The organism is Pseudomonas sp. NPDC089918, from assembly GCF_050280605.1.
Classification (GTDB): Bacteria; Pseudomonadota; Gammaproteobacteria; order Pseudomonadales; family Pseudomonadaceae; genus Aquipseudomonas.
This window is the reverse complement of record NZ_JBNNVP010000005.1, coordinates 108801-132980: the sequence shown is the minus strand read 5'-3', so window position 1 is coordinate 132980 and position 24180 is coordinate 108801. Positions and strand designations below refer to the sequence as shown.

Below are 24180 nucleotides of genomic sequence, written 5' to 3'. Positions count from 1 at the left end.
CACCTGAAAGATGAATTAGATGCCAACCTGGTGGAAAGTCGTCAGAACGGCCGCCGCTACCATGAACAGGAAACCGAACACCTTGTTCAGCATTTTCATGTGGGCTTCGGTTTTCAGGTAAGACAGGGCTTTGGAGGCCAACCCGGTGTAACCCGCCATGACCACCAGATCGGTGAAGGCGAAGGTGAGTGCGATGAACAGATACTGAGCGGGCAAGGAGGCTTTGTAGTCGATGAACTGTGGAATCACTGCCAACATGAAGATGTAGCCTTTGGGGTTGACCACATTCAATGCCCAGCCTTTGGACACGAGGCGCCCCAGGGAGGTATTGCTAACCTGATCGCGGTTGATGCTCACCGGCGAACCTTTTGACACCCACTGGCACACGCCAAGGTAAAACAAGTAAGCCACACCAGCCCACTTCAATAGGTTGAAAGCGAGTGGGGATTCCTGAATCAACGCACCCAGTCCGATGACCACTGCAATGAAGACGGTCCACAAACCGAGCACTAGCCCGACGACACCGAAGTACCCGCGGCGAAAGCCGTAATTCAAGCCGTTGGTCATTGAAAATACGGAGCCCGCTCCCGGCGACAATGAAAAAATCCACGATGCCAAAAAGCATGTAACCCATATACTGACGGTCATATTTAATTACCCCTGATAAGTAACTGCCAAACTAAAGGCAAAGTAACGCCGCGACCGTTATATTCGGCCATGTTCGCTTATTGCCAGGAAAGATATTATCGCCAGAAACGATAATCAAAATTCGGACATGCGAAATACGTCAAGTCTTCATAGAGGAATGACCTTATTGTGATGTCTATGGCAGTGCATGCTCCAAGCAACCCTACTTTGACGGAACGTCACGTTAAACGCGATTCCCGACTGAGCATCGACGCATACGCCTTGATTCACTCGCGCCCAAGGCTACACAGGCCGACAAAGGGATCATCCACACGCTGACAACAAGCGAAGGCTTGCAGATATATATATTCAGGAATGCAGACTTGCACTAAAAGTGAGCACAGCTACAGTGCGCTGCACTATTTTGGGATTAATTGCTTCATTACTATCCTTAGTAGTTGGATCCATGTTTGGAAATTATCAGCTGCGCGACCCGTCGTCAAACCAATACCCAAAATTAAATAAAGAAACCAAGCAAATTTATAATTAAGCAATTTTGTCTTCCCGAGCAAGCGAAGGCAGGCGTGGTACTGGATGCTAGATAGGTACATTGAACATTAAACCCGAATACATTGACGCCGGATATTTGGCGCAACTTGCATGTTGTACGTTGTCATGACAAGGCTATATATCTGCACTTCAGATTCGCGGGAACGTCTTAAGCTAGTGTGGAGAGAGTGATGTCCATAAGCGGTGAACGGTTCACCCCGCCAACAACCGCTATGATCCATAGATGTCAACGCAGTCATGCGAGAGCCTGATGTTCATCGAGGACGCAACATGAACAAACACCTCTCAAAGCCCAAACCGGCCTCATTACGTATCCCCTCCACGGTCTGGGCCCTGGGTTTTGTCAGCCTGTTCATGGACCTGTCTTCAGAGCTGGTGCACAGCCTGCTGCCGGTGTTTCTGGTCACGACCTTGGGCGCGAGCGCTTTGACCGTCGGGGTGATCGAGGGCATCGCCGAGGCGACCGCGATGCTGACCAAGATCTTCTCCGGCGCTATCAGCGATTTTATCGGCCGGCGCAAAGGCTTGCTGTTGATGGGCTACGGTCTGGCCGCCTTGTCGAAACCGCTCTTTCCCCTCGCGCAGTCGGTGGAGGTGGTGTTCACCGCGCGTTTTCTGGATCGCATCGGCAAAGGCATCCGTGGCGCGCCGCGAGATGCGCTGGTCGCCGACATCGCCCCCGCCGAAATCCGTGGCGCCTGCTTTGGCTTGCGCCAGTCGATGGACACCGTGGGCGCCATTCTGGGTCCGATTCTGGCCATCGTGCTGATGCTTTGGCTCGGGCAGATCCATCTGGTGTTGTGGTTTGCGGTGATCCCGGCGGTGATATCGGTGGCGCTGATTGTCGGTGGGGTCAAAGAGCCGAGCACTGTCGCTGGCGAACGCGCCTTTCGCTCGCCTATCCACTGGAAAGTCCTGCGCGACTTCTCCCGCGATTATTGGTGGGTGGTGATCGTCGGTGGGCTCTTCACACTGGCCCGTTTCAGCGAAGCCTTTTTGGTATTGAAAGCACAGCAAACAGGTCTGACGGCCACTTGGGTGCCGATGGTGATGGTGGTCATGTCGCTGCTTTATGCCGTATCCGCCTACCCCGCCGGCTGGTTGTCCGACCGGATCAGCCGCACCAAAGTGCTGTGTGTCGGCATCGTCCTGCTGATCCTGGCGGACCTGTTATTGGCGCAAGCGGATTCGATCATGACCATGCTGGCGGGCGTGGCCCTGTGGGGTCTGCACATGGGTTTCAGCCAGGGCATTCTCGCGACGCTGATCGCCGACACCGCGCCCGAACATCTCAGGGGCACGGCGTTCGGCCTGTTCAATCTGATCAGCGGCGTGTGCCTGTTGATCGCCAGCGTGCTCGCCGGCGCGCTGTGGGAGACCACGGGCTCGGCCAGCACCTTCATCGTCGGGGCGGTACTGGCGGCTGCGGCGCTGTTGTTGCTTGTGCTACGCAGGCCCTAGTCCACAGCCGCTGCGAACCCGCGTTGCAAATCCTCGATCAACGCGTCGACATCTTCCAGGCCAATGTGCAGCCGCAGCACCGGGTTCAATGCACGATCTACCGCGCTGTTGCGATCCTTGGTATCCGCGACGGTGACCAGGCTTTCATAGCCGCCCCAGGACGCGCCCAGACCAAACACCTGCAGCGCATCGATAAACCGTTCGACGTACGTGGCGTCGGCCTCGCGCAGTTCGAAGGAGAGCAAACCGTTGCTGCCATTGAAGTCCCGCCGCCACAGTGCGTGATGGGGATGATCGGGCAGCGCTGGATGGAACACCCGTTTCACCTGCGGTTGCGCCTGTAGCCATTGAGCGATTTCCAAGGCTTGGCGTTCGTGTACGTCGAGGCGCGGCGCCAGGGTTCGTGCACCTCGCAGCACCAGATAGGCATCGTCGGGGCTGACGGTGATGCCAAAGGTGTCACTCATGGATGCCAGTGGCTGCCAGACTTCTTGCCGGGTACAGACGCTACCCATGACCACATCGCTGTGACCACACAGGTACTTGGTCAACGCCATGATCGAGATGTCCGCGCCCAGGGTCAGCGGCCGGTACAGGTAGCCCGAGCCCCAGGTGTTGTCCACGGCCAGTAGAATGCCGCGCGGTTTGCACAATGCGGCAATGGCCGGCAGGTCGCAGAGTTCATACAACAGCGAGCCGGGCACCTCGGTGTAGACCATTTTGGTATTGGCTTGCAGTTGCGCTAGCAGACCGCTGCCGTCAGGCGCGAAGTAGCTGACCTGGATGCCGAACGGCTCAAGCAGCTCCCGGGCCAGACGCCGCACGGGCGCGTACACCACGTCGGTGATCAGCACATGATCGCCGGGCCGCAGATAGGCCAGGAACGTCTGCGCCACCGCCGCCAGCCCGGTGCCGTACAAGCGGGTGCGGTAACCGCCCTCCAGTTCCGTCACCAGATCTTCCAGGGCGAACGCTGTCGGATTGCCTCGGGCGCCATAGCTCAGAACCCGTTCACTATCACGGCGAGCACGGGCGTCGCGCATTTGCGCCAGGTTGTCGAACAGCACCGTGCTCAAACGAGTGACTGGCACGTTGACGCCCCGGCTGCCACTGCCCTTTTCAGTTCGCGCCGAATGCACCAGACGGGTACGAACCCGTGCATCACGGCTGGCTTGAGACTGCGCGCACAGCGGTTTGAGGCTGGCGATTTCGTCTGCGCTCATTTGCGCCAACAAGCCTATTTCCCAGGCCAGGTACTGACGCGCCGCGTCTTTGTTGCCGGAATGGCGATCATGGGTGAAGAACAGAAAATCGATGCACTGGTGATCGGGCGGTGTGTTGGCATCCTCCTGCAGCGCAAACCCCGCCGCACGCCAGGCGTCGAGACCGCCGTCCAACAGGCGGGTTTGTGCACGCTGAGCGTCGGGCAACTCCAGCGTCGCGAACGCAGCCAGCAGCGGGTCATCGGCCAGCAGCACCAGAGGCCGCTGTTCACCGGCCACGTCACTCGCCAGCAACGAGCGGATCGACCAGCGCGAGCCTGCGATATGGGCTTTGCGATGGTTCATGCTCGGGCGCAGGTCAATCAGTGCCACGGCGTTATCCTTCAGCGCATCGTTCAGGGCTTGTGCCGTGATCACTGGCAACGCTTCGTGAGCGAGGGGCTCAACCGCAGGCAACGCCAGATCGCTATTCACCCCGTCCGCTAGAACATAAGCCTCATGTCCCAACTGCCGAAGCCAACTGGCAACAATCGGTGCCCGCACGCCATCGCTGTCAATCAGCACCACCCGCGCCTGGCGCACGCCGATGTACAGATCGGTGGATTGAATCAGCTGGCCACCCGGCGTGTGCTGCGCGCCCGACAAACTGCCAGCGGCAAACTCCTCGGCGGTGCGCACGTCGCACAGAAACAGGCTACGTGCGGCCTCCCCGGCCCACTGCTCGACCTGCGCGGTCGCAACGGTTTTTACCCCGGCTCGTTCGGCCAGTTGTGCCGCCGCGAGGCGCTGTTGCGGCAAGGTCTTCGATGACACCTCATCGGCATAGCGACGGGTGCTGCCATGCTCCAGCTGAAGGTCTTCCAGGTACCAGCCCTGGGTCCCATTTTCCAGGGCGTAGACCGGGTTCTTCAGACCCAGATTGATCAGGGTCTGGGCGCCAATAATGCTGCGGGTCCGACCGGCGCAATTGACCACGATCGGCGTGCTGTCGTCCGGCACCAGATCGTGTACGCGATAGCCGAGTTCACCATTCGGGCAACAGACGGAACCGGGGATGGTCATCTTGCGGTATTCGTCGAACGGCCGACCGTCCAGCACCACCAGCGATTCGCCCCGGGCTTGCCATTCGGCCAGCTGTTTGGCGGTGACATGCGGCGTATGAGTGGCCTCTTCCACCAACTCGCCAAAGGCCTTGGACGGCACGTGCACGCCGGCAAACAGTTGCAGGCCGGCCGCCTGCCAGCCATCGGCACCACCGTCGAGAATATGCACGCGGCCATACCCCAACGCCTGCAGACGCTGAGCGGCGCGGGCCGCGACGTCCCCACCGTTCTGGTCATAAATCACCAACCGCACCTGTGGATTCGGCGCCAGGCGTCGGACCTCCAGCTCCAGGCGGCTGTAGGGCAGGTTCGCCCCGTGAAACAAATGGGCTTCGCCATATTGGCCGTGCTCACGCACGTCAAACAGGGCAATTTCCTGCCCGTCGAACAGCCATTGCTGCAGTTGCCCTGGAGTTACGGTCTGGCTCATGAAAGTCCCGCTTTGAAAGATAAAAAAACCAAATTATTGAAGGGCTAACGACCAAACCTGTGGCGAGGGGGCTTGCCCCCGTTGGGTCGCGAAGCGGCCCTTATTCCTGTAATCGCGGTGTGTCAGATACGACGCATGCACTGGTTTTACGACTGCTGCGCAGCCGAACGGGGGCTAGCCCCCTCGCCACAGGTTTTGTGTTCGCCTCAGCTCCTTGCGCAAGATGCCGATCTTCAAGCCATTGCCAGTGGGCCAGATCGATCATGCATAGGCCTTGATCGACGGTGCCATCTGCGAGGCGTTGTAATTGAGAATGCGCCCGTCGGCCTCGACCCCATAACGGCCATTGAGCGATTCCAGCGGCAAGCCGTACAGGTGGAAATGCAGGGTCGGTTGTTCGCCTTCGACACGAATGCCGTGCAGGTCTTCACCGAGGAACGAGATCGAGGTGCCAGGCTGCACGATCACTTCTTTTTCCAGGTGCAGGGTGGTGAACCCAGGCTCGCGGCCCTCGTCATCACGGGCGTAGACGTAGTTGATTTCCTGGCCTTCGACGGCGCTGATGATCGCCCAGGTTTCGTGGTTGTGAGCAATGGTGCTTTTGCCCGGCAACAGCGAGTTGAGGTACAGCGTCGGCGTGTCGCCATCGTCGTTGAGACGGTAGCGGAACGCGGTGCTGCCCTGCCCCGGCACTGGCGCCGGGAATGCGTCGAAATTGAACAGATCGCGGCGCTCGGCCAGGGTTTCGAGCAAGGCGACGATTTGCGTCAATGCAGCACGGTCGACGCCGCGTTGATTGATGACGCGGATTTTCTTGAGGAAATCTTCGATGACGGCGGCACGGTTATCGGTACTCATGAACAGGCTCCTCGGTATTAGACGGACAGGCTGTAGCGGCTCAGGTTGGTCAACAGATACGGATCGTTGGCGACGCGGGGACGGCGTCCCGGATCGCCCAGGGCATGACGCAGAAACTCTTGAGTGCGTTCGCTGGTGGGGTGCTGGAAAATCTGCGCGGCGCTGCCGTGCTCGACGATCACACCGTTCTCAGTGAAGTAGACGATGTCGCTGATCTCTTCGGCGAAACGCATTTCGTGGGTCACCAGCACACAGGTCATGCCCTCTTCGGTCAACTCGCGAATCACCGTCAGCACCTCACCGACGGTTTCCGGGTCGAGGGCCGAGGTCACCTCATCGAACAGAATCAATTCCGGGCGCATGGCCAACGCCCGGGCAATCGCCACTCGCTGCTGCTGACCGCCGGAGAGTTGCCCCGGATAAGCATCGGCCTTGTGCTCCATGCGCACTTTGGCCAGCAAGGCGCGGGCGTCTTTCTCCGCCTCGGCGCGGTTGCGCCCCAGCACTTTGCGCGGTGCGATCACCAGGTTCTCCAGCACCGACAAATGCGGGAACAGGTTGTACTGCTGGAACACAAACCCAACGCGCTTGCGCAACTCGATGCGCTGGGATTCCTGGGCCAGGGTGTGAACCTCGGTGGTGCCGACGCGGATACTGCCGCGCTGAGGCTGTAACAGGCCGGTGATGCAACGCAGGATCGTCGACTTGCCGGAACCGGACGGGCCGATGATCGACACGGCCTGCCCACGGTGCACGTCGAGGTCGATGCCCTTGAGCACCGGGTTGCTGCCAAACGACAAGTGCAGGTCGCGCAGGCTTACCAGGGGCTCGGCGACGGTTTCAGTAGAAGGCATAACGTCGCTCCAGGTGTTGGGTGAGTCGGGAAATCGGGTAGCAGTAAGCAAAGAACAGCACCAGCAGGCTCAGGTAAATCACCACGGTAAAACCGGTCAGGTTCACCGTGTTGCTGGCGATTTGCGCGGTGTCGATCACGTCATGCACGCCCACCAATGACGCCAGTGCGGTGCCCATGGTGATCACCGCGTAGAGGTTCATCCACGGCGGCAACATGCGCTTGAAGCACTGCGGCAGGATGATCGAGCGGAAAATCTGCCCACGGGTGAACGCCAGGGAACGTGCGGCTTCCCATTGGGTACTGGGGATCGAGGCGACCGCGCCACGGAAGATTTCCGCAACGTTGGCGCTCGCCGGCAACGCCAGGCCAAGGGTGACCTTGACCCAATCCGGAAACGAGACATAGGCGCTGCCGATGTGGATCTCGAACGGGAACACATAGGTGGTGAAATAGATCAGCACCAGCCACGGCGCATTGCGAAAAACCTGCACCCAGATCCGCGCCGGCAAGCGCAGCAGCCACAACGGCGACAATGCCAGGGCCCCCACCAACAATCCGAGCAACGACCCCAACCCGATCGCCACCAGGCTGATCAGAATGTTCTGGCCAAAGCCCACGACCAGCGCTGGCGACCATTGCAGCAAGGCCTTGAGCACCGGGCTGTGCGGGGCGAAGTAGACCAGCCAGAGCACAACGCAAATCAACAGCAGCAACTTGCCGACATGCCGACGCGGCCAGGCCACTGGCGCGGTGACGGACGATTCAATGGCCATAGCCGGGCATCCTCAGGCGCCCTTCGAGCAGGCGCCCCACATAATTGACGGTAAAACTCAGCAGACCGAAAAACGTCAGGATCAGAATCATCAACTCCAGCACGTTATCGCTCTGGGTCCAGATCATGATCGCCGCATAGGTGATGTCGCCGACGGCGATCGCCGAGGCGACGGCGGTCATCTTCACCAGGTCGATCAGGTTGTTGATCAGCGACGGCAAGGCGAAGCGCAAGGCCAGCGGTAGTTGCACATTCCACAACAACTGGCGGCTGCTGAACGCCAGCGAACTGGCCGCCTCCATCGTCACCGCAGGCACGGCTTCGATGCCGGCGCGCAAGGCTTCGGCATGGAACGCGCCCTTGTGCAGCGAGATCACGATCACCACCCAGGCGAACGGCGTCAGCGGGTTGGCCGCGCCGACGGCCTGGGTCAGCAGCATGTTCAGCACCAGGAACGCGCAATACAGCTGCACCAGCGTCGGCGTGTTGCGGGTGACTTCGATAAACACCCGCGCAGGTTTCGCCAGCCAGGGGTTACCCGAGGTCAACATTGCCGCCAACCCGACACCCGCCAGCAGGCTGCCGACGATAGTGAACAGGCACAGCAACACCGTAGTCAGCGCACCCTGCTCCAGGGTGCCGCGCTGATAGGCGTCCAGCAGAAAGCCGTAGTTCAGGCCGAACCCGGCGGCCCAGTGGATGAACAATTCCAGCCAGTGATTCATGGTTCGCCCCGCAATTGCCCGCAGGCTTGAGCGATGCGTCGTCCGGCCTCGGCGACGGTTTCAGTTGCAGTGGCAATGGACAGGCGAAACCACGGCGACAAGCCATAAGCGCTGCCCGCTACGCCGGCCACGCCCTCCTCCAGCAAATACGCAACGACGTCGGCATCGGTTTGCAAGCGCTGACCGTCCGGGCGATAGCGGCCCAATAATCCGGCGCAGCGGATAAATACGAAGAAACCACCTTGAGGTTCGAGCACTTCGAGGCCGTCTACTTTGCGTAAAGCACTCACCAGTAAATCCCGGCGTTGCTGATAGGCCGCGACCTGCGACCGCAAGAAATCCAGACCACCGTCGAAGGCTGCCAACGCGGCGGCTTGCCCTACCGAAGAAGCGCCCGAGGTGGATTGCGATTGCACGACGGTCATCGCATTGGCCAGCACTAGCGGCCCGGCACCGAAACCTATTCGCCAACCGGTCATGGCGTAGGTCTTGGACACGCCGCCCACCAGCAGGCAGCGCGACTGCAAATCCGGCGCGACGTTGAGCAGGCTCTGGGCCGGCCGACCGTCGAAGCGGATATGTTCGTAGAGCTCATCCAGCAGAATCAGCACCTGGGGATGGCGCCGCAGCACCTCGGCCAAGGCTTGCAACTCGGCCGCGCTGTATACCGCGCCGCTGGGGTTGCCCGGGCCATTGAGGATCAGCCAGCGAGTTCGCTCACCGATGTATTGCTCCAACTGCTCGGCCGTCAGCTTGCAGCCTTGCGCCAACCCGCATTCGATGAACACCGGCTCGCCACCGTTGAAGCGCACGCTGTCCGGGAAGGACGGCCAGTATGGCGTTGGCACCAGCACTTGATCGCCGTCGTCGAGGGTGGCGGCGAAGGCATTGAAGATGATCTGTTTGGCACCGTTGGCAATCACGATGGACTCCAGCGGGTAGTCCAGATGGTTTTCCTGCTGGAGCTTGCGTTGCACCGCAATTCGCAAGGCCTTCACGCCCGGTGTCGGCGTGTACTTGGTGGCACCGCCAGCGATGGCGGCATAAGCGGCTTGTTTGATGTGGTCCGGAGTGTCGAAATCCGGCTCGCCGATGGTCAGGTCGAGGATGTCGTGACCGGCCTCGCGCAGGGCCGTGGCTTGGGATTTGGCGGCGGCATTGGCCGACAGCGAGACGCGCTGCACACGTTTGGACAGGCGAACATTCATGACTCGATCACCTCCAGTACCTTGCCCGGATTGAGCAGGTTTTTCGGGTCCAGCGCCTGCTTGATCCGGCGCATCAGGTTGAGTTCTACCGGACTTTTATAGCACCCGAGCATGTCCCGTTTGTGCTGGCCGATACCGTGTTCAGCACTGATTGAACCGCCGTGGGCATGGGCGCTGTCGTGCACCAGTTGGCTGAGTGCCGCGTAATGGACCATGTGCGCCTCGACCGTCGAATCCTGCGGATGGGCGACGTTGTAGTGCAGGTTACCGTCGCCCAGATGGCCGAAGGTGTAATGCCGCACACCGGGAAAATGACGCTGCAACAAAGCATCGGTATGGGCGACAAACGCCACCACCTGGGAAATCGGCACCGAGATGTCGTGCTTCATGTTGCGACCGGCACGCTTCTGCGCCTCGCTCATGTTTTCGCGCAATAGCCACAACGCCTGGCTCTGGGCGAGGCTTTCGGCGATCAGCGCATCGGCCAGCAAGCGCTGTTCGAAGGCTTCGCCCAGTACCTGTTCAAACGCTTCGCGGGCATGGCTTTCGCTGTGGTTATCGGACAGTTCCAACAGCGCGAACCAGGGCTGACGAGCGCCAAGAAAGGGTTGCGGGCCTTCGGGAAATTGCTCACGCAGCAGCGCGAGGCACTCGGCGCTGAGCAGTTCGAACGCCGTGAGGCTGGCACCGAAACCGGCGCGGGCATGGGACAGAAACGTCACCGCCTGGGCCAACGAATCGAAGGCTAGCAGCGCCGTGGCTTGGGCCTTGGGCAGCGGAAACAGTTTCAGGGTCGCGGCGGTGATAATGCCGAGGGTGCCTTCGCTGCCGATAAACAGGTCGCGCAAGTCGTAGCCCGTGTTGTCCTTGCGCAAACCGCGCAAGCCATTCCAGATTTCGCCTTGGGCGGTGACCACTTCCAGGCCGAGGGTCAATTCGCGGGTATTGCCGTAACGCAGCACCGCGGTGCCGCCGGCATTGGTGCCCAGATTACCGCCGATGGTGCAGCTGCCTTCGGCGCCCAGGCTCAGCGGGAACAGACGCCCGGCGTCATGGGCGACATCCTGAATGGTCTGTAGAATGCAGCCCGCCTCGACGGTCAAGGTGTCGTTGTCGGTGTCCACCGCCCTTACGCGATTCATCCGGTCGAGCAGCAGCAACACCGCACGCCCACCGGCGTCCGGGGTCGCACCACCCATCAGCCCGGTGTTGCCGCCCTGCACCACCACCGGCGTATCACAAGCCACACAGGCACGAACCACCGCCGCGACTTCTTCGGTGCTGGCCGGATGGACAGCGGCAATCACCTGCCCCACATAACGGCCCTGTTTGTCGGTCAGGTACGCGGCGGCCTCTTCGTTGCCCTGCACATGACGGGCGCCGAGCAGTTGCTGCAAGGCGACGAACAACGGCCGACTCATGGCCGCACAGCCAGCGGTGCCGCATTGCGGTATTGCTCGTGCAGGTCACGCAAGGCCTGCGACGGCGCCATGCCGGTGCGCTCGCCCAATTCGATCAACCAGCCGCTACGGTGCCAGTCGCGCACGATGGCATCCAGTTTCGCCTGGGTATCGTGTTCGCCCTTGCGGACCCAGATCACCGAGTTCGACGGGATCAAATCACCCGGCAGCGGGATTTCATACCCGGCCCACTCGGCATCGCTCAACAAGGTATGCATGGTCGGGCTGACATGCACCGCCGCCACGCAGCCATTGCCGCGCAACGACAACAACGATTCGGACTGGCTGCGGAACGCCTTGATCTGCGCGCCGTAGGTTTCCTGCAAGGGCTTGATGAAGTTGCTGCCCTGGGACACGCACACCGGTTTTCCCTTGAGGTCGCTCCACTGGGTGATGCCCGCACCTTTACGAATCAACGCGGCACCGCCGACTTCTTCATAAGGCGTGGGCACGTAATCGAGAATCTCGGCGCGCTCTTCGGTGAACTGCATATTGGCGATCAGGATGTCGACCTTGCCCTGTTGCAGGAACTGCACCCGGTTGGGCGCCAGCACAGAAACCGTTTGCGCCTCGACGCCCAGCGCCTTGGCGATGCCCTTGGCCAGTTCGACGTTGTACCCCAGGTGCTCGCCGGTCTTGGGGTCGAGAGTGCCGAATGGCGGGCCACTGAGAATCACCCCGACGCTGATGGCGTGGCGTTGCTCGATCTTGTCCAGTGTGGCGTCGGCCTGAGCGAGGCTGGCGCCCAGCACGGCGCATCCTGCCAGGCACAACGTGGCCAGGCCTCTGGCGGAAAAATATCGGTTCATGCACGACTTCCTTGAACGACCGCCGAGCCAGTCGGCGGCTTATTGAAACGATGAGGTGGACCGGTCAGGCACCGTTGGCCTGGAACTGTTTCTGTAAATCCACCAAGGCCGGTGACGCGGGGGTGATGCGATTGCGGGTCTGGGCTTCGATCAGCCAACCACTGCGATGCAGTTCCTTGACGATCGGGTCGAGTCGAGCCTGGGTATCGCGCTCGCCAGGTCGGGTCCAGATCACTGAAGGGGCCGGGTTGAGTTCCGGGCTGAGCGCGCGATAGCCCTGCCATTCGGCGTTGTCGGCGATCAACGGGTTGATCAGCGTGGCGTCATGCACCGCCGCGACGCAGTTGTTGCCACGCAGCGCGAGCAAGGATTCCGACGAGCTCTTGAAGGCCTTGATCTCAACGCCCAACTCGGTGAGCGGCTTGATGTAGCTGCTGCCTTGGGAGGTGCAGACGGGTTGGCCTTTGAGGTCTTCCCAACGGGTGATTTTGCTGTCCTTGAGCAGCGCCGCGGAACCGCCGACGCGGTAGAACGGCGTCGGCACAAAACCGAGAATCTCGCCGCGTTCGGCCGTCCATTCCATGTTGGCGATCAGCAGATCAACTTTGCCCTGCTGCAAAAACTGCACGCGGTTGGCGGGCAATACCGGTACCAGTTGCACCTCGGCGCCCAATTGCCGGCCCAGCTCCTGAGCGAGGTCGACGTTCAAACCCCGTGGCTTCTGGGTGCCCGGATCGATACTGCCGAAAGGACCGCCGGACAGTACAACCCCCACTGTCAGCACATGGCGTTGCTGGATCTTGTCCAGCGTTGCATCAGCCTGAGCACCGGCACTGGCGGCCAATGAGATCAAGGCGCCCAGCATGGCAGGCAACAATCGTTTTACAGGTGAGCGCTCAAGCAACATGGATTTCCCCTCATGGAATGATCGGCGTCCCCCGACCTGATGTGAGGGCATCCTAGGTACAGCGTTGGTGTAACGGAAATTCAAATATCTAATATCGTTATAACTTGCCGTGTTGTCGCTAAGCGACAATCATCACAACCCCAGTAATTACTGAGCCTTATGACATGAGCACTAAAATATCGCCAAAAACACATAAATAAATGTAATGTTTATGTTTGCAGCCTTGATATAAGGAATGGCCATGTCGACCTCATCTACCCTCGATCTCGAATTACTGCGCACCTTCATTGCCGTGGTCGATCACCACAGTTTTGCCGAGGCCGGCGCGCAACTGGCTCGCACGCAATCGTCGGTCACCCAACACATGCAACGCCTGGAACAACAAGTCGGGGTGAGCCTGTTCGAGAAGCGCGGGCGACAGAAGCAACTCACCGAACCCGGTTTGCAGTTGCTGCGCCATGCACGGCAGATGCTTTCGCTCAACGACGATGCATTGAACTCCCTGCGCGAAAGCAACTTGAGCGGTGTATTGCGCATCGGCTCGCCCCATGACATTGCCGACACCATCCTGCCGCCGATCCTCAGCCATATCGCTCGCTCGGCCCCTCGTTTGCGCCTGGAGATCGATGTCGGCCGCAGCCCGTTTTTGATGGATGATCTGCATCGGGGCAAGGTCGACATGGTGATTTCCACTCGCGAAGACCCGACGCTCGAAGGATTTGCCTTGCGCACTTCGCCGGTATGGTGGATCTGCTCGGCGCAGTACATCCATACGCCCGGCGAACCTTTGCCGCTGATCCTGGTGGATGAGCCAAGCATCTATCGCCGCTATGCGCTGGAAGCCCTGGAACGCGCGAACATTCCCTGGCGCCAGGCGTACCTGGCGTCGAACCTGATCGGCATCAAAGCCGCGACGCGTGCCGGGCTGGGCGTCACGCCCAGAAGCATGGAAATGCTCGGCCCGGACATGCGCGTACTCGGCGAGACTGATGGCCTGCCACGGCTGCCGGACGTGACCTACCACTTGTGGATTCGGCCCAACACGGTGAATCCGCTGGTGCGTCGGGCCTATGAGTTGATCAGAAGCAGCCGGGGGCTCTGACCCACTCAGCTTCCCTCGCTGCTGTGTGCTTCCTCAAAGAAGTAATCCTTCCAGCTGGCAGCCTTGTTTTTCAGCACACCGAGTTCCTGGAGTTTCTCGGCGTAGATGAAGGTGCGCTGGGGCACGACGGTGAAGTCGATTTCAGGGTCGGCGACGATTTTCTCAACCAGTGGCAGCGCCAGCTTCGATTGTTCCACCCGGATATAGGTCTGGGCGGCTGCGGGCTTATCGGCCTTGATTATTTTCTCGGCCTCGGCGAGTGCCGCGTAAAACGCCTTGTAGGTTTTCGGATTTTCGTCGTGGAATTTCTCGGTGGTGTACAGCACGTTAAACGTGGCCTGGCCACCCAATACGTCGTAGGAACTCAGCACCTTATGTACGTTGGGACTCTGCAGCTCCTGGTACTGGAACGGCGGACTGGAGAAATGTGAGTTGATCTCCGAACCGCCGGCAATCAGCGCCGACGTCGCATCCGGATGGGCGAGGCTGATCGAGATGTCGTCAAACTTCTTGAAGTTCTGCGCGCCAAACTGCTTCGCCGTTTCGATTTGTAAAGTGCGCGACTGAAAACCTACCCCTGCTGCCGGCACCGCGATGCGGTCCTTTTCGGTGAAGTCCTTGAGGCTTTTTACGTTCGGATTATTGGTCAGCAGGTAATTGGGCATCGACCCCAGCGAGGCGATGGCCTTGACGTTTTGCTTGCCCTTGGTCCGGTCCCAGATCGTCAGCATCGGCGGCACGCCTGCCGACACCACATCCAGCGCACCGGCCAACAACGCCTCGTTCATCGCCGTGGCACCCGAGATGCTGTTCCAGTCGACCTTGATGTCGAGGCCCTGCTCCTTGCCATGTTTCTCGATGAGCTGCTGATCGCGCACCACATCCAGGATCAGGTAACCGATACCAAATTGCTGGGCAATGCTGATTTTGCCTTCAGCCTGAGCGCCGGGGCTGAGTAACGCACTCACCGCAGCCACGGAGGCTGCCAGCAGTGTCAATGCGGAGCGCTTGAAAGGAGTCGCCATGAAAACCTCAACGTTATGGAAGTCAAGACGTAGCCCCCTGTGGGAGCGTGGCTTGCCCGCGAAGAATGCACCGCAGTTTTTCAGGTATTACGCGTCATCGTTTTTCGCGGGCAAGCCTCGCTCCCACAGGATTTTCGTCGCTCAAATTTCAATTTCAGAGCTTGGCGATCGACACCTCGGTGGATTTGACGAAGGCAATCACCTCGCTCCCCACTTTCAATTCAAGGTCGCGCACCGAACGGGTGGTAATCACCGAGGTGACGATCCCGGAAGCGGTTTGCACGTCGATTTCGGATACCACTTCGCCCTCTAGTATTTCCTTGATGACACCCTTGAACTGGTTACGGACGTTGATCGCTTTGATGGTCATGATGAGGCTTCCTGTCTGGTGTCGGGCGCATCCGCATGGATGTGCAGGCCCTCAAAGTGCACCACCTGAACCGACAACAAAAGGAATAGATAATTATCTGCTTATTCCTTAATGGAATATAAATTTAAATAACCAAAATGAATTAACAAATACAAAATCAGTATTTATCGTTATAAAAATATCCACGTACTCTCAGCTCATCCCGTCATTCATCACCACAGTGAAGTGCCCCATGAATCCGACTGACAACCTCATCGACTTCGCCAGTTACCGCAAACGCAAACAGGCTCAGCAACGGGCGCGGGCCATGTGGGAGATGTATGCACGTAACGCCGGTCTGCAGGCCTATCAATGGATCCAGGCCACCCATTCGACCGAGACCCGTCACGCATGAACGCGCAGCAACCCTCGCGATTTCTGGCGAGCGCAGACGAACCCGTGACGGACTTGAATAATCTGGAGCCGCTGGAAGAAGACCCGATCTGCGAGCGAGTCGCACAGAACCTGCAACGGCTGCGGGGCAAGCGTCACTTGTCCCTCGACGCACTGGCCCGACAATGCGGTGTGAGTCGGGCAATGCTGGCGCAGATCGAGTCCGGACGCAGCGTGCCTTCCATCAAAGTGCTGTGCAAAATTGCCAAAGGCCTGAAGGTCTCGGTGGCCGCCTTTCTGGAGCATCGGGCCTTCGAAGGTGTGGCCGTGCTGTCGGCGCGTGAGAGCAAACGCTTGGTCAGCGCCAACGGAGCCTTCATCAGCCGCGCCCTGTTCCCGTTCGACGTGGCACGCCAATCGGAGTTTTACGAACTGCGCCTGAGCCCTTTGGGCGAAGACCACAGCGAGGGGCATGGGCCCGGTGTCCAGGAGAACCTGGTGGTGTCGCAGGGCGTGCTGGAAATCAGCGTCAACGATGAACGTTACCTGCTGTCTACCGGCGACTCGATCCTGTTCTACGCCGACCAGCCCCACCGCTACCGCAACCCCGCTGACAGTGAGGCAGTGGCTTATCTGGTGGTGACTTACCCGGAACGGCTGGATTAAACACCCTCAATCTAATTCCTGTCCAAGACACAAGCGGGCTTGCTCGCGAAGACAGTGTGGCAGGCGACATCAATATTGACTGACAATCCCCATCGCGAGCAGGCTCGCTCCCACAGTTTGATTACCGTCACCCACAAATACCGCGTCGAACCCAAATCTCCTGTGGGAGCGAGCCTGCTCGCGATGAGGCCAGTACATCCAACATTGATATTGGCTGACACGCCGCCTTCGCGGGCAAGCCTCGCTCCTACGGGGGGATGTGGTGCCTGCCGGAATGAAAAAGCCCCCGTAACCGTAAGGTCGCGGGGGCTTTTTTGTGCTGTTTGCCGGGATCAGCAGGTGCAGCACATCAGCGGCATGCCATTGCAGCTCATCATCATCGGCATGCTGCAATCGTTCATCATTTTCATCATCAAGTCGCAGCAGCTTTTCATCATGTCCATGTTCATGCCGGCCATCGGCATGATTTTGCACATCATGCAGTCGGCCATCATCGTGCATTCCATCACGCACTTCATCGACGGCATCGGCATGCCCATCACCGGCATTGGCATCATCATGTTCATCATCGGCATGGCCATGCTCGCCTGGGACATGCACATCATGCTCATATTGCCGCAGTGCATCATCATCGGCATGCCGCAGTTCATCATCATCTGCATCATTTCAGCGCTGTTCTTGAACATGGTCATGTCCATGCCAGCGGCCGGCATCATTTTGCACATCATGCCGTCGTCCATCATTTCGCAGCTCATGGTCGCCATCATCATCGGCATGCCCATCATTGGCATCATCGGCATGTTGGCGTTCATCATCGGCATTGGCATCTGCATGGCGTTCATCATGGTGTAACTCCCTAAGCGATTCGATAGTTGGACGAAGCTGATGGAGGCGGATTCTAAGGACTGGCGAAGGGACGACAAGATGATGGCCGAGCAGCAGGATTTGATGTTGAAACCGATTTAGTGGCGTGGTCGGCACGGCGCCGTCTGTTATAGCGGCGATAGCGTCTTCATCGCATACAGAATCAAAACGAAGACGTGGTTTTATCAGTTACGGATATTCGCCCCAGAGCTATATAAAGAACCGAAAGAAATAATCGATCTAAACAGTGCCGATTTTTTATTCGAGAGCCCTGGAATCGATCAGTTAGCCGCCTAGAACAATTTACGTCGACGTATTGAGCGCCACCGCCGCACGAATCAGCATCTTCAACGCGTCTTCATCCATCCTGTCGCCCTCATGGATATCGATGGCACGTCGGGTGTTGCCCTCGAGGCTGGCGTTGAACAGACCTGAAGGGTCCTCCAACGAGGCCCCCTTGGCGAAGGTCATCTTTACGACATTCTTGTATGTCTCACCGGTGCAGATGATGCCGGCGTGCGACCACACCGGAACCCCTCTCCACTTCAATTCCTCAACCACTTCAGGGTCGGCCTGCTTGATCAGCGTTCGAACCCGAGCGAGGGTCTCACCCCGCCAGTCAGTCAGCGCCTTGATTTTTGCTTCTATCAGTGCAGAGACAGAGCCTCCCTCCTCGCCGTCTTTTGGGTCGATCTTCTTCATGATGGTTGTCACTCCTCAGGATGGGCGCCGGTAGAACCAGGCCAGCATAAATTCATGCTTATGCGTTATAGCACTGGTTCACAATGGGTATATCCGCGCTCCGGCATTCGGCTACCGTCAACGTATATATGACTTGATTGCACAGGCTCTGCTCCTGTGCGTTGAGGCCCCCAGACACGAGGAAACCATGATGATTGCCCACAAAGCGGCCGCTGTTTTGTTGGCCTTGCTCAGCCCTGCCTTTCTGACATTGACCGCCCTGGCCGAGGAAGCGGGTTTTATTGCCGCCACCCCATCCGGACTCAACTGGAAACCTGCGCCGGCGGTGGGCCCCGGCGCAATGATTGCTGTGATTGAAGGTGACCTGAAAGCCGCCGAGCCCTTCACCCTGCGCTTGAAGCTGCCGGCCAATACAAAAATCGGCGTGCATACCCATCCCGTGACCGAACGCGTAACCGTTATCTCGGGCACCTTCTACTTCGCCACCGGAGACACATTCGATCCGGCACGGGCCAAGGCCTATCATCCGGGTGACACCCTGATCATTCCTGTCGGCATGTCGATGTTCGGCGCCAGTCGAGAACAGGAAACCGTGCTTCAACTCCACGGCACAGGGCCTTGGGGAATCACTTACCTCAACCCGGCGGACGATCCCAGGAACAAAAAAATGCAGTGAGCGATAGCCAGACACAATGAATCAATCATGCCTGGCCACCGCACTATCACCCCTGCGAGACACTTTTGAAGTCCGGCAACAGGCTTTTGGCTGGCATCGCTGAAGACACAGCAACAATGTCCGCTTGGACCGTTTCGGGCTTCTGCTCCGCGGCCTCCCCGTTAAGCGCTTTGTGCATCTTGACGGTATCCAGCGCCCCCACCCATTTGGCAATGGCCATGGTCCCGACACCGTTGCCGATGGTGTTGGTGATCGCCCGCGCTTCCGACATGAACCGGTCGACGCCCAAGAGCAGCACCATGCCCGCCACCGGAATGGTGCCGAGGGACGATAACGTCGCTGCCAGAATGATGAACCCCGAACCAGTCACCCCCGCCGAGCCTTTGGAGGTGAACATCAGCACCGCCAGAACGATCAACTGATCCGTCAGGGTCAGCGGCGTGTTCGTGGCCTGGGCGATGAAGATGGCGGCGATGGTGTAGTAGATCGCCTGGCCATCCGGGTTAAAGGTCAAGCCCGAGGGAATGATCATCCCGGCAACGGGTTTGGAAACACCGGCCTTTTCCATCTTGGAAATCATTTGCGGCAGCACCGATTCCGAAGAGCTGGTGCCCAGTACGGTGAACAGTTCTTCCTTGATGAATTTCAGAAACTTCCACAGGCTGAAACCGCTGTAGCGGCAGATCGGACCGAGTACGAAGATCACAAACACTGCGCAGGTCAGGTAGACGCAAGCCATCAGTTTGCCCAAGGAGAACAGCGAACCGAAGCCATACTTGCCGATGGTGAAGGCAATCGCCCCGAAGGCGCCAATGGGGGCCAGGCGCATCACCATGTTGACGATGCGAAACATCCCTTGCATCAGACTATCCAGCGTGTCGACGAACACCTTGGCGCGTGGTCCGACATGCGCCAGGGCAACGCCCAGCAGAATGGAGAACAGCAAGATTTGCAGAACGTTGCCCTTGGCAAAGGCATCCACGATGGTGTCGGGGATGATGTTCATCACAAAGTCCATGAACGACGCATGCTTCACCGCCGTGGTGTAGGTGGCCAGGCTGGATGTATCCAGCGAGGCGACATCAATGTTCATGCCTGCACCGGGTTTGAACACATCGACCACGACCAGGCCGACCACCAGCGCCAGCGTGGAAACCACTTCGAAATAGATCAGCGCACGAAAACCAACACGCCCCAGCTCTTTCATGTTCTCCATACGTGCAATGCCCGTCACCACCGTGAGGAAGATTACCGGTGCGAGCAGCATTTTGATCAATTTGATGAACGCGTCGCCCAAGGGTTTGAGCGCTGTTCCGGTTTCGGGAACGAACACCCCGACAATGGCGCCGAGGATGACTGCGATGAGCACTTGTACGTAGAGTTTGCCAAATATTCTTTTCATGACAGGGCCCTGATTTTTTATTGTTGTCAGGAGATGCCAAGGGGTCGGACTCAGTGATCCGCCCCTTGGCGTTGTGCCGCAGTACTACTTTGAATCGCTGGAAAATTTCAGCGGTTGATCAAGGCGATGACGGCATCGGTGATCTGTCGGGTGGTGGCGTTACCGCCGAGATCCGGGGTATGCAGACCGCTTTCGGTCACGGCTTCGATAGCCGACATCAGCTGTTTGGCCGCGGTTGTCTCGCCTAGGTGTTCGAGCATCATCGCCGCTGTCCAAAACGTCGCGATCGGGTTGGCAACACCCTTGCCAGTGATGTCGAAGGCCGAGCCGTGGATGGGTTCGAACATCGAGGGGAATTTACGCGAAGGGTTCAGGTTGGCGGTCGGCGCGATACCCAGGCTGCCGGACAAAGCGGCAGCCAGATCGGACAGGATGTCGGCGTGCAGGTTGGTGGCGACGATCACGTCCAGCGTCGACGGTTTAAGCACCATGCGCGTGGTCACCGCGTCGACCAGTTCCTTGTCGATCTTCACATCCGGAAAATCCTTGGCGACCTCGTAGAAAATCTCGTCCCACAACACCATGCCGTGACGCTGAGCGTTGGATTTGGTGACCATGGTCAGGTGCTTGCGAGGACGGCTCCGGGCCAGTTCGAAGGCGAAACGGTGAATACGCTCGACCCCGGCACGAGTGAACACAGACACTTCCGTGGCGACCTCTTCAGGCAGGCCCCGGTGAACACGACCGCCGTTGCCGGAGTACTCGCCCTCGGAGTTTTCACGCACCACGACCCAATCGATTTGATCACCATTGAGCAGCGGGCTTTTTACCCCTGGCAATACGCGAGCCGGACGCACATTGGCGTACTGGTCGAAGCCTTGGCAGATCGGCAGACGCAGGCCCCACAAGGAGATGTGATCCGGTACGTTGAGCGCACCGACAGCACCGAAGAAAATGGCATCGAAGGTTTTCAGTTCTTCCAGGCCACCTTCAGGAATGTAGTAACCATTTTTCAGGTAGTTATCGGAGTTCCAGTCGTAGTGTTTGAAAGTCAGGTCAAAACCGGATTTTTTCGACAGGGCTTGCAGTACCTCGACGCCTGCGGCGATCACTTCAACACCGATACCATCACCGGGAACTGCAGCAATTTTGTATGCACTCATCGTTAACTCCACTCTCGTCACGTTCTTGTTGTGCCTGTCGAACGGGGGTGTTCAATCAGGGTGTGAGCGGAGTATATGTAGTGAGCAAATAAGCGTGAGTTACTCCAAATCACTACATAGATGAATTTGAGTTATCAATGAGCCAGACACTGGATTTGTCTTTTTTCTACCTGCTGGCCAACAAGGGCAGCCTGGCGGCGACGGCTCGAGAGCTGGGCGTGACACCACCGGCGGTGAGCAAACGCCTGACCGCGCTGGAAGCACGACTAGGCATCCGCCTGGTCAACCGCACCACGCGCTCAATGAGTCTGACCTCGGAAGGTGAACTGTATTTTTCCCATGCCGCCCGCATCCTGACGCAGATCGATGAGGTCGAGCAGTTGCTCAGCAGCAGCCGGGCAACCCCTAAAGGCCTGATTCGCGTCAACGCTTCGCTGGGCTTCGGTCGGCGCTACATCGGCCCCGCATTGGGCGCATTCTTCGCGCAGTACCCGGAGGTGGAAATACAGCTGGAAATCAGCGATCACCCGCTCGACCTGGCGACTCACGGGTTTGACCTGGGCATTCGTTTCGGCACCCTGCCGGACGCGGCCTTCCATGCACGCAAGATCGCATCCAATCGCCGCCTGCTATGCGCCTCGCCGCTGTACCTGGAAAAGCATGGCGTGCCGCAACGTTTGGCGGATTTACAACAACACAACTGCATCTTCCTGAGACAAAACGAAACGCCCTACGGCGTGTGGAGCTTCACCAACGGCGGGCGCACGCAAAACATCAAAGTGCGCGGCGCGTTAGGCTGTAACGACGGTGAAGTGGCCCTGAATTGGGCGCTGGAAGGTTACGGGATTCTGCTTCGAGCCGAATGGGACATCGCCCGTTACGTGCGCAGTGGGCGCCTGCGCCTGGTACTGGAGGATCAGACACCGACCCGCGCCGATGTCTATGCCGTTTACCCGCAACAGTTGCACCTGTCGGCGCGAGTGCGCAGCCTGATCGATTTTCTGGTCGAGCGCTTCAAGCACATCGATCATCTGGACGAACCGGAATCTTCGCTCGACTGAATAGTGTTGGCTGGGTTCTTTGGAGACGCTGACATAGAATTCAAACTTGAACTGGAAGCAAGCAACACCGGCGGCATGGGTGAATACCTGGCACAGAAAGACCCCTTTATCGAGGAGCTTATGGGGTCAGCAAGCAGAGGTGCAGCCGGGTGCGACACCGATTGCGACCCCTCACGATAGGCAGCTTCCGGGCCAGCCTGTGTAAAAACGCATATGGATTCGCGGTAGAGGTTACGCAGCCGGTTCGAAGACACCTGCATGGTGCGTCCAGGAAATCAGGAACGATTCAAACCTGTTGTTCTGATCAACGATCAAGACGCTCCCCTAATGACTCTGCCATCCGAACCAAATCAGCAAACGACTTTGCGTGCATTTTTTTCATTGCATGCCCGCGGTGAATTTTCACGGTGATCTCGCTCAGATTCATCTGCCCTGCAATCTGTTTATTCATCAGACCTTTGACTGCAAGGGCCATTACCTCTTTCTCACGAGCTGTCAGCGTCTGATAGTGGGCATGCAGATCTGAAAACTGCTGCTCAAATTGCCGGCGTTTGACATCGGCCTGCAGTGCGGCAGACACCGCATCCAGAAGGTCCTGTTCACGGAACGGTTTTGCCAAAAAATCCACCGCGCCGGCTTTCATCGCCTTGACAGACATTTCGATGTCCCCATGCCCGGTGATGAAAATAATCGGAATACTGGCATTGGACTTAGCTAACTGGCTTTGAAACTCAAGACCACTGTTACCTTGAAGTCGTACATCAAGGATCAAACAGCTTGCACCCTCTGTTTTTGGCTGTTGAAGAAACTCCGCAGTGGATGCGAACGTCTCGACTTGTATACCGGCAGAGCGTAAAAGATTGCTTAATGCATTGCGCATGGAAGCGTCGTCATCCACCACGAACACCATAGAACCTTTACTGCTTTGCTCATTGGATGGTGGATTTCCGTTCATGCACAGCCCTCTTTGGTTGGTTGAGGGAAAAATTCTAGCACAACACTTTACGTCGCGTAAGCGCGCGCACAAACATGCTTATAACCACCCGAAAACACTGGGAAAAATCATGCAATAAAATACAGCTCCAACGCTGAAATAAAAGAAAGCAGATAACATGGGCAATGGAGAAACGCCCTGACCTGGACACTACAACTTTCCCCACTAATGCACCAGTTGCAAAAATGCTCGCAGTTATTGGACAGAATCCTGTATTGACTTTCACCCATTCTAGAATGCGCACGACGGACAATTTCATCGCTTGAATATTCACACGATTCCCGTATCAACCAGACTGGCTTGCCGTTTGCGAAGCTTTCAAGGTCAGTCACTTCGATGGGACCTGGCTTGAGTGAACTGCTAAATCCAGAGTAATGAGCTACGTCTCCACGCCCAAGGTATATGCCATGATGCGCATAAAATTTACGCGGGCTAACCAAGTGCGAACCTATTGGCAAATCACCTGCATCTTTTTCGACAGGCATTAACCCCAATGGAAACATGGAAGATTTTCTTGACGACTTACTACTATTGCAGCGCTCGACAAACAGACAACTTTCAAACATCAGCGCCTTCATATACCCGGCAAGATCTATTGCTATTATCGCCAAGCACAAAACAATTGCCGCTCGAAGCGATGAAGCCCCACTTATCAACTTAATAGCCAGAGTATCCACAACACATTCTCCACAGACCTTTGATATGTAATATATCGCCCGGACTGCGAAGCTTCATTTGTACAAATGATTAATTTAAGCAACCATTAATATACCT

Annotated in this window: 24 protein-coding genes; 6 read left to right on the top strand and 18 right to left on the bottom strand. The window is 58.0% G+C overall.

Annotated features, from left to right (window positions below):
* Positions 1 to 15: 15 nt before the first annotated feature.
* Entirely contained in the window at positions 16 to 648 is a 633-nt protein-coding gene (locus ACQKPC_RS05785; RefSeq protein ID WP_427623528.1) for a LysE family transporter, read from the bottom strand.
* Between the two features lie 819 nt (positions 649 to 1467).
* On the opposite strand from ACQKPC_RS05785, the gene ACQKPC_RS05780 reads away from it, so the two are divergent.
* Positions 1468 to 2658: an MFS transporter gene (locus ACQKPC_RS05780; protein ID WP_427623527.1), complete on the top strand. Its 1191-nt coding sequence runs from the start codon at positions 1468 to 1470 to the stop codon at positions 2656 to 2658.
* On the opposite strand, the gene metC is transcribed toward ACQKPC_RS05780, so the two are convergent.
* The 9 genes from metC to ACQKPC_RS05735 form a co-directional block, all read right to left on the bottom strand.
* On the bottom strand, positions 2655 to 5414 hold the full coding sequence (gene metC / locus ACQKPC_RS05775) for a cystathionine beta-lyase (RefSeq protein WP_427623525.1): 2760 nt from the start codon (positions 5412 to 5414) through the stop codon (positions 2655 to 2657). The two genes, ACQKPC_RS05780 and metC, sit on opposite strands and share 4 nt — an antisense overlap.
* A 261-nt stretch (positions 5415 to 5675) precedes the next feature.
* Positions 5676 to 6272, bottom strand: coding sequence for a cysteine dioxygenase (locus ACQKPC_RS05770; RefSeq protein WP_427623524.1), 597 nt, complete (start codon positions 6270 to 6272; stop codon positions 5676 to 5678).
* 17 nt (positions 6273 to 6289) lie between these two features.
* Positions 6290 to 7126 carry an amino acid ABC transporter ATP-binding protein gene (locus ACQKPC_RS05765; RefSeq protein ID WP_008011128.1) on the bottom strand — a complete coding sequence of 279 codons (837 nt, stop codon included), beginning with the start codon at positions 7124 to 7126 and terminating at the stop codon, positions 6290 to 6292.
* Positions 7113 to 7901: an amino acid ABC transporter permease gene (locus ACQKPC_RS05760; protein WP_427623522.1), complete on the bottom strand. Its 789-nt coding sequence runs from the start codon at positions 7899 to 7901 to the stop codon at positions 7113 to 7115. The genes ACQKPC_RS05765 and ACQKPC_RS05760 overlap by 14 nt, the downstream gene beginning before the upstream one ends.
* Positions 7891 to 8625, bottom strand: a complete 735-nt coding sequence (locus ACQKPC_RS05755) for an amino acid ABC transporter permease (protein WP_427623521.1) — start codon at positions 8623 to 8625, stop codon at positions 7891 to 7893. The genes ACQKPC_RS05760 and ACQKPC_RS05755 overlap by 11 nt, the downstream gene beginning before the upstream one ends.
* The gene (locus tag ACQKPC_RS05750) at positions 8622 to 9833 is read right to left on the bottom strand and encodes an aminotransferase class I/II-fold pyridoxal phosphate-dependent enzyme (protein WP_427623520.1); all 1212 of its coding nucleotides are present in this window, start codon (positions 9831 to 9833) and stop codon (positions 8622 to 8624) included. The genes ACQKPC_RS05755 and ACQKPC_RS05750 overlap by 4 nt, the downstream gene beginning before the upstream one ends.
* Positions 9830 to 11254 carry an FAD-binding oxidoreductase gene (locus ACQKPC_RS05745; protein WP_427623519.1) on the bottom strand — a complete coding sequence of 475 codons (1425 nt, stop codon included), beginning with the start codon at positions 11252 to 11254 and terminating at the stop codon, positions 9830 to 9832. The genes ACQKPC_RS05750 and ACQKPC_RS05745 overlap by 4 nt, the downstream gene beginning before the upstream one ends.
* Positions 11251 to 12102 (bottom strand): transporter substrate-binding domain-containing protein, encoded by an 852-nt coding sequence (locus tag ACQKPC_RS05740; protein ID WP_427623518.1) that lies wholly within the window; start codon positions 12100 to 12102, stop codon positions 11251 to 11253. The genes ACQKPC_RS05745 and ACQKPC_RS05740 overlap by 4 nt, the downstream gene beginning before the upstream one ends.
* A 64-nt stretch (positions 12103 to 12166) precedes the next feature.
* Positions 12167 to 13009, bottom strand: a complete 843-nt coding sequence (locus tag ACQKPC_RS05735) for a transporter substrate-binding domain-containing protein (protein ID WP_427623517.1) — start codon at positions 13007 to 13009, stop codon at positions 12167 to 12169.
* Between the two features lie 241 nt (positions 13010 to 13250).
* On the opposite strand from ACQKPC_RS05735, the gene ACQKPC_RS05730 reads away from it, so the two are divergent.
* Complete coding sequence (locus tag ACQKPC_RS05730) at positions 13251 to 14111, top strand: LysR substrate-binding domain-containing protein (RefSeq protein WP_007904461.1); 861 nt, start codon at positions 13251 to 13253, stop codon at positions 14109 to 14111.
* 5 nt (positions 14112 to 14116) lie between these two features.
* On the opposite strand, the gene ACQKPC_RS05725 is transcribed toward ACQKPC_RS05730, so the two are convergent.
* Positions 14117 to 15136 (bottom strand): ABC transporter substrate-binding protein, encoded by a 1020-nt coding sequence (locus ACQKPC_RS05725; protein ID WP_401172359.1) that lies wholly within the window; start codon positions 15134 to 15136, stop codon positions 14117 to 14119.
* Between the two features lie 154 nt (positions 15137 to 15290).
* Positions 15291 to 15506 carry a TOBE domain-containing protein gene (locus ACQKPC_RS05720; protein WP_007904463.1) on the bottom strand — a complete coding sequence of 72 codons (216 nt, stop codon included), beginning with the start codon at positions 15504 to 15506 and terminating at the stop codon, positions 15291 to 15293.
* 232 nt (positions 15507 to 15738) lie between these two features.
* Here ACQKPC_RS05720 and ACQKPC_RS05715 point away from each other — a divergent pair, with 232 nt between their 5' ends.
* On the top strand, positions 15739 to 15900 hold the full coding sequence (locus ACQKPC_RS05715) for a hypothetical protein (RefSeq protein ID WP_427623516.1): 162 nt from the start codon (positions 15739 to 15741) through the stop codon (positions 15898 to 15900).
* A complete protein-coding gene (locus ACQKPC_RS05710; protein ID WP_427623515.1) occupies positions 15897 to 16544 on the top strand; it encodes a helix-turn-helix domain-containing protein in 648 nt (215 codons plus the stop codon). The genes ACQKPC_RS05715 and ACQKPC_RS05710 overlap by 4 nt, the downstream gene beginning before the upstream one ends.
* A gap of 332 nt (positions 16545 to 16876) precedes the next feature.
* On the opposite strand, the gene ACQKPC_RS05705 is transcribed toward ACQKPC_RS05710, so the two are convergent.
* The gene (locus ACQKPC_RS05705) at positions 16877 to 17389 is read right to left on the bottom strand and encodes a hypothetical protein (RefSeq protein ID WP_427623514.1); all 513 of its coding nucleotides are present in this window, start codon (positions 17387 to 17389) and stop codon (positions 16877 to 16879) included.
* Positions 17390 to 17711: 322 nt separating this feature from the next.
* Positions 17712 to 18110: a DUF1801 domain-containing protein gene (locus ACQKPC_RS05700; protein ID WP_427623513.1), complete on the bottom strand. Its 399-nt coding sequence runs from the start codon at positions 18108 to 18110 to the stop codon at positions 17712 to 17714.
* Between the two features lie 190 nt (positions 18111 to 18300).
* On the opposite strand from ACQKPC_RS05700, the gene ACQKPC_RS05695 reads away from it, so the two are divergent.
* Positions 18301 to 18786: a cupin domain-containing protein gene (locus ACQKPC_RS05695; protein ID WP_427623624.1), complete on the top strand. Its 486-nt coding sequence runs from the start codon at positions 18301 to 18303 to the stop codon at positions 18784 to 18786.
* 46 nt (positions 18787 to 18832) lie between these two features.
* Here ACQKPC_RS05695 and ACQKPC_RS05690 read toward each other — a convergent pair whose 3' ends face one another.
* Positions 18833 to 20188: a dicarboxylate/amino acid:cation symporter gene (locus ACQKPC_RS05690; protein WP_427623512.1), complete on the bottom strand. Its 1356-nt coding sequence runs from the start codon at positions 20186 to 20188 to the stop codon at positions 18833 to 18835.
* Between the two features lie 107 nt (positions 20189 to 20295).
* Positions 20296 to 21351, bottom strand: coding sequence for a tartrate dehydrogenase (locus ACQKPC_RS05685; RefSeq protein WP_008076642.1), 1056 nt, complete (start codon positions 21349 to 21351; stop codon positions 20296 to 20298).
* 137 nt (positions 21352 to 21488) lie between these two features.
* Between ACQKPC_RS05685 and ACQKPC_RS05680 the strand changes: the two genes are divergently transcribed.
* Positions 21489 to 22412: a LysR family transcriptional regulator gene (locus tag ACQKPC_RS05680; protein WP_063343356.1), complete on the top strand. Its 924-nt coding sequence runs from the start codon at positions 21489 to 21491 to the stop codon at positions 22410 to 22412.
* A gap of 304 nt (positions 22413 to 22716) precedes the next feature.
* Here the strand turns inward: ACQKPC_RS05680 and ACQKPC_RS05675 are convergent, their stop codons facing one another.
* Together ACQKPC_RS05675 and ACQKPC_RS05670 are read right to left on the bottom strand one after the other, a co-directional pair.
* Positions 22717 to 23367 (bottom strand): response regulator transcription factor, encoded by a 651-nt coding sequence (locus ACQKPC_RS05675; RefSeq protein WP_427623510.1) that lies wholly within the window; start codon positions 23365 to 23367, stop codon positions 22717 to 22719.
* Positions 23368 to 23474: 107 nt separating this feature from the next.
* Positions 23475 to 24083, bottom strand: coding sequence for a lecithin retinol acyltransferase family protein (locus ACQKPC_RS05670; RefSeq protein ID WP_427623509.1), 609 nt, complete (start codon positions 24081 to 24083; stop codon positions 23475 to 23477).
* Positions 24084 to 24180: the final 97 nt, after the last annotated feature.

Coding starts and splice junctions, on each gene's coding strand:
- ACQKPC_RS05785 (WP_427623528.1), bottom strand. CDS start 648: ATGACCGTCAGTATATGGGTTACATGCTTTTTGGCATCGTGGATTTTT.
- ACQKPC_RS05780 (WP_427623527.1), top strand. CDS start 1,468: ATGAACAAACACCTCTCAAAGCCCAAACCGGCCTCATTACGTATCCCC.
- metC (WP_427623525.1), bottom strand. CDS start 5,414: ATGAGCCAGACCGTAACTCCAGGGCAACTGCAGCAATGGCTGTTCGAC.
- ACQKPC_RS05770 (WP_427623524.1), bottom strand. CDS start 6,272: ATGAGTACCGATAACCGTGCCGCCGTCATCGAAGATTTCCTCAAGAAA.
- ACQKPC_RS05765 (WP_008011128.1), bottom strand. CDS start 7,126: ATGCCTTCTACTGAAACCGTCGCCGAGCCCCTGGTAAGCCTGCGCGAC.
- ACQKPC_RS05760 (WP_427623522.1), bottom strand. CDS start 7,901: ATGGCCATTGAATCGTCCGTCACCGCGCCAGTGGCCTGGCCGCGTCGG.
- ACQKPC_RS05755 (WP_427623521.1), bottom strand. CDS start 8,625: ATGAATCACTGGCTGGAATTGTTCATCCACTGGGCCGCCGGGTTCGGC.
- ACQKPC_RS05750 (WP_427623520.1), bottom strand. CDS start 9,833: ATGAATGTTCGCCTGTCCAAACGTGTGCAGCGCGTCTCGCTGTCGGCC.
- ACQKPC_RS05745 (WP_427623519.1), bottom strand. CDS start 11,254: ATGAGTCGGCCGTTGTTCGTCGCCTTGCAGCAACTGCTCGGCGCCCGT.
- ACQKPC_RS05740 (WP_427623518.1), bottom strand. CDS start 12,102: ATGAACCGATATTTTTCCGCCAGAGGCCTGGCCACGTTGTGCCTGGCA.
- ACQKPC_RS05735 (WP_427623517.1), bottom strand. CDS start 13,009: ATGTTGCTTGAGCGCTCACCTGTAAAACGATTGTTGCCTGCCATGCTG.
- ACQKPC_RS05730 (WP_007904461.1), top strand. CDS start 13,251: ATGTCGACCTCATCTACCCTCGATCTCGAATTACTGCGCACCTTCATT.
- ACQKPC_RS05725 (WP_401172359.1), bottom strand. CDS start 15,136: ATGGCGACTCCTTTCAAGCGCTCCGCATTGACACTGCTGGCAGCCTCC.
- ACQKPC_RS05720 (WP_007904463.1), bottom strand. CDS start 15,506: ATGACCATCAAAGCGATCAACGTCCGTAACCAGTTCAAGGGTGTCATC.
- ACQKPC_RS05715 (WP_427623516.1), top strand. CDS start 15,739: ATGAATCCGACTGACAACCTCATCGACTTCGCCAGTTACCGCAAACGC.
- ACQKPC_RS05710 (WP_427623515.1), top strand. CDS start 15,897: ATGAACGCGCAGCAACCCTCGCGATTTCTGGCGAGCGCAGACGAACCC.
- ACQKPC_RS05705 (WP_427623514.1), bottom strand. CDS start 17,389: ATGATGAACGCCATGCAGATGCCAATGCCGATGATGAACGCCAACATG.
- ACQKPC_RS05700 (WP_427623513.1), bottom strand. CDS start 18,110: ATGAAGAAGATCGACCCAAAAGACGGCGAGGAGGGAGGCTCTGTCTCT.
- ACQKPC_RS05695 (WP_427623624.1), top strand. CDS start 18,301: ATGATTGCCCACAAAGCGGCCGCTGTTTTGTTGGCCTTGCTCAGCCCT.
- ACQKPC_RS05690 (WP_427623512.1), bottom strand. CDS start 20,188: ATGAAAAGAATATTTGGCAAACTCTACGTACAAGTGCTCATCGCAGTC.
- ACQKPC_RS05685 (WP_008076642.1), bottom strand. CDS start 21,351: ATGAGTGCATACAAAATTGCTGCAGTTCCCGGTGATGGTATCGGTGTT.
- ACQKPC_RS05680 (WP_063343356.1), top strand. CDS start 21,489: ATGAGCCAGACACTGGATTTGTCTTTTTTCTACCTGCTGGCCAACAAG.
- ACQKPC_RS05675 (WP_427623510.1), bottom strand. CDS start 23,367: ATGAACGGAAATCCACCATCCAATGAGCAAAGCAGTAAAGGTTCTATG.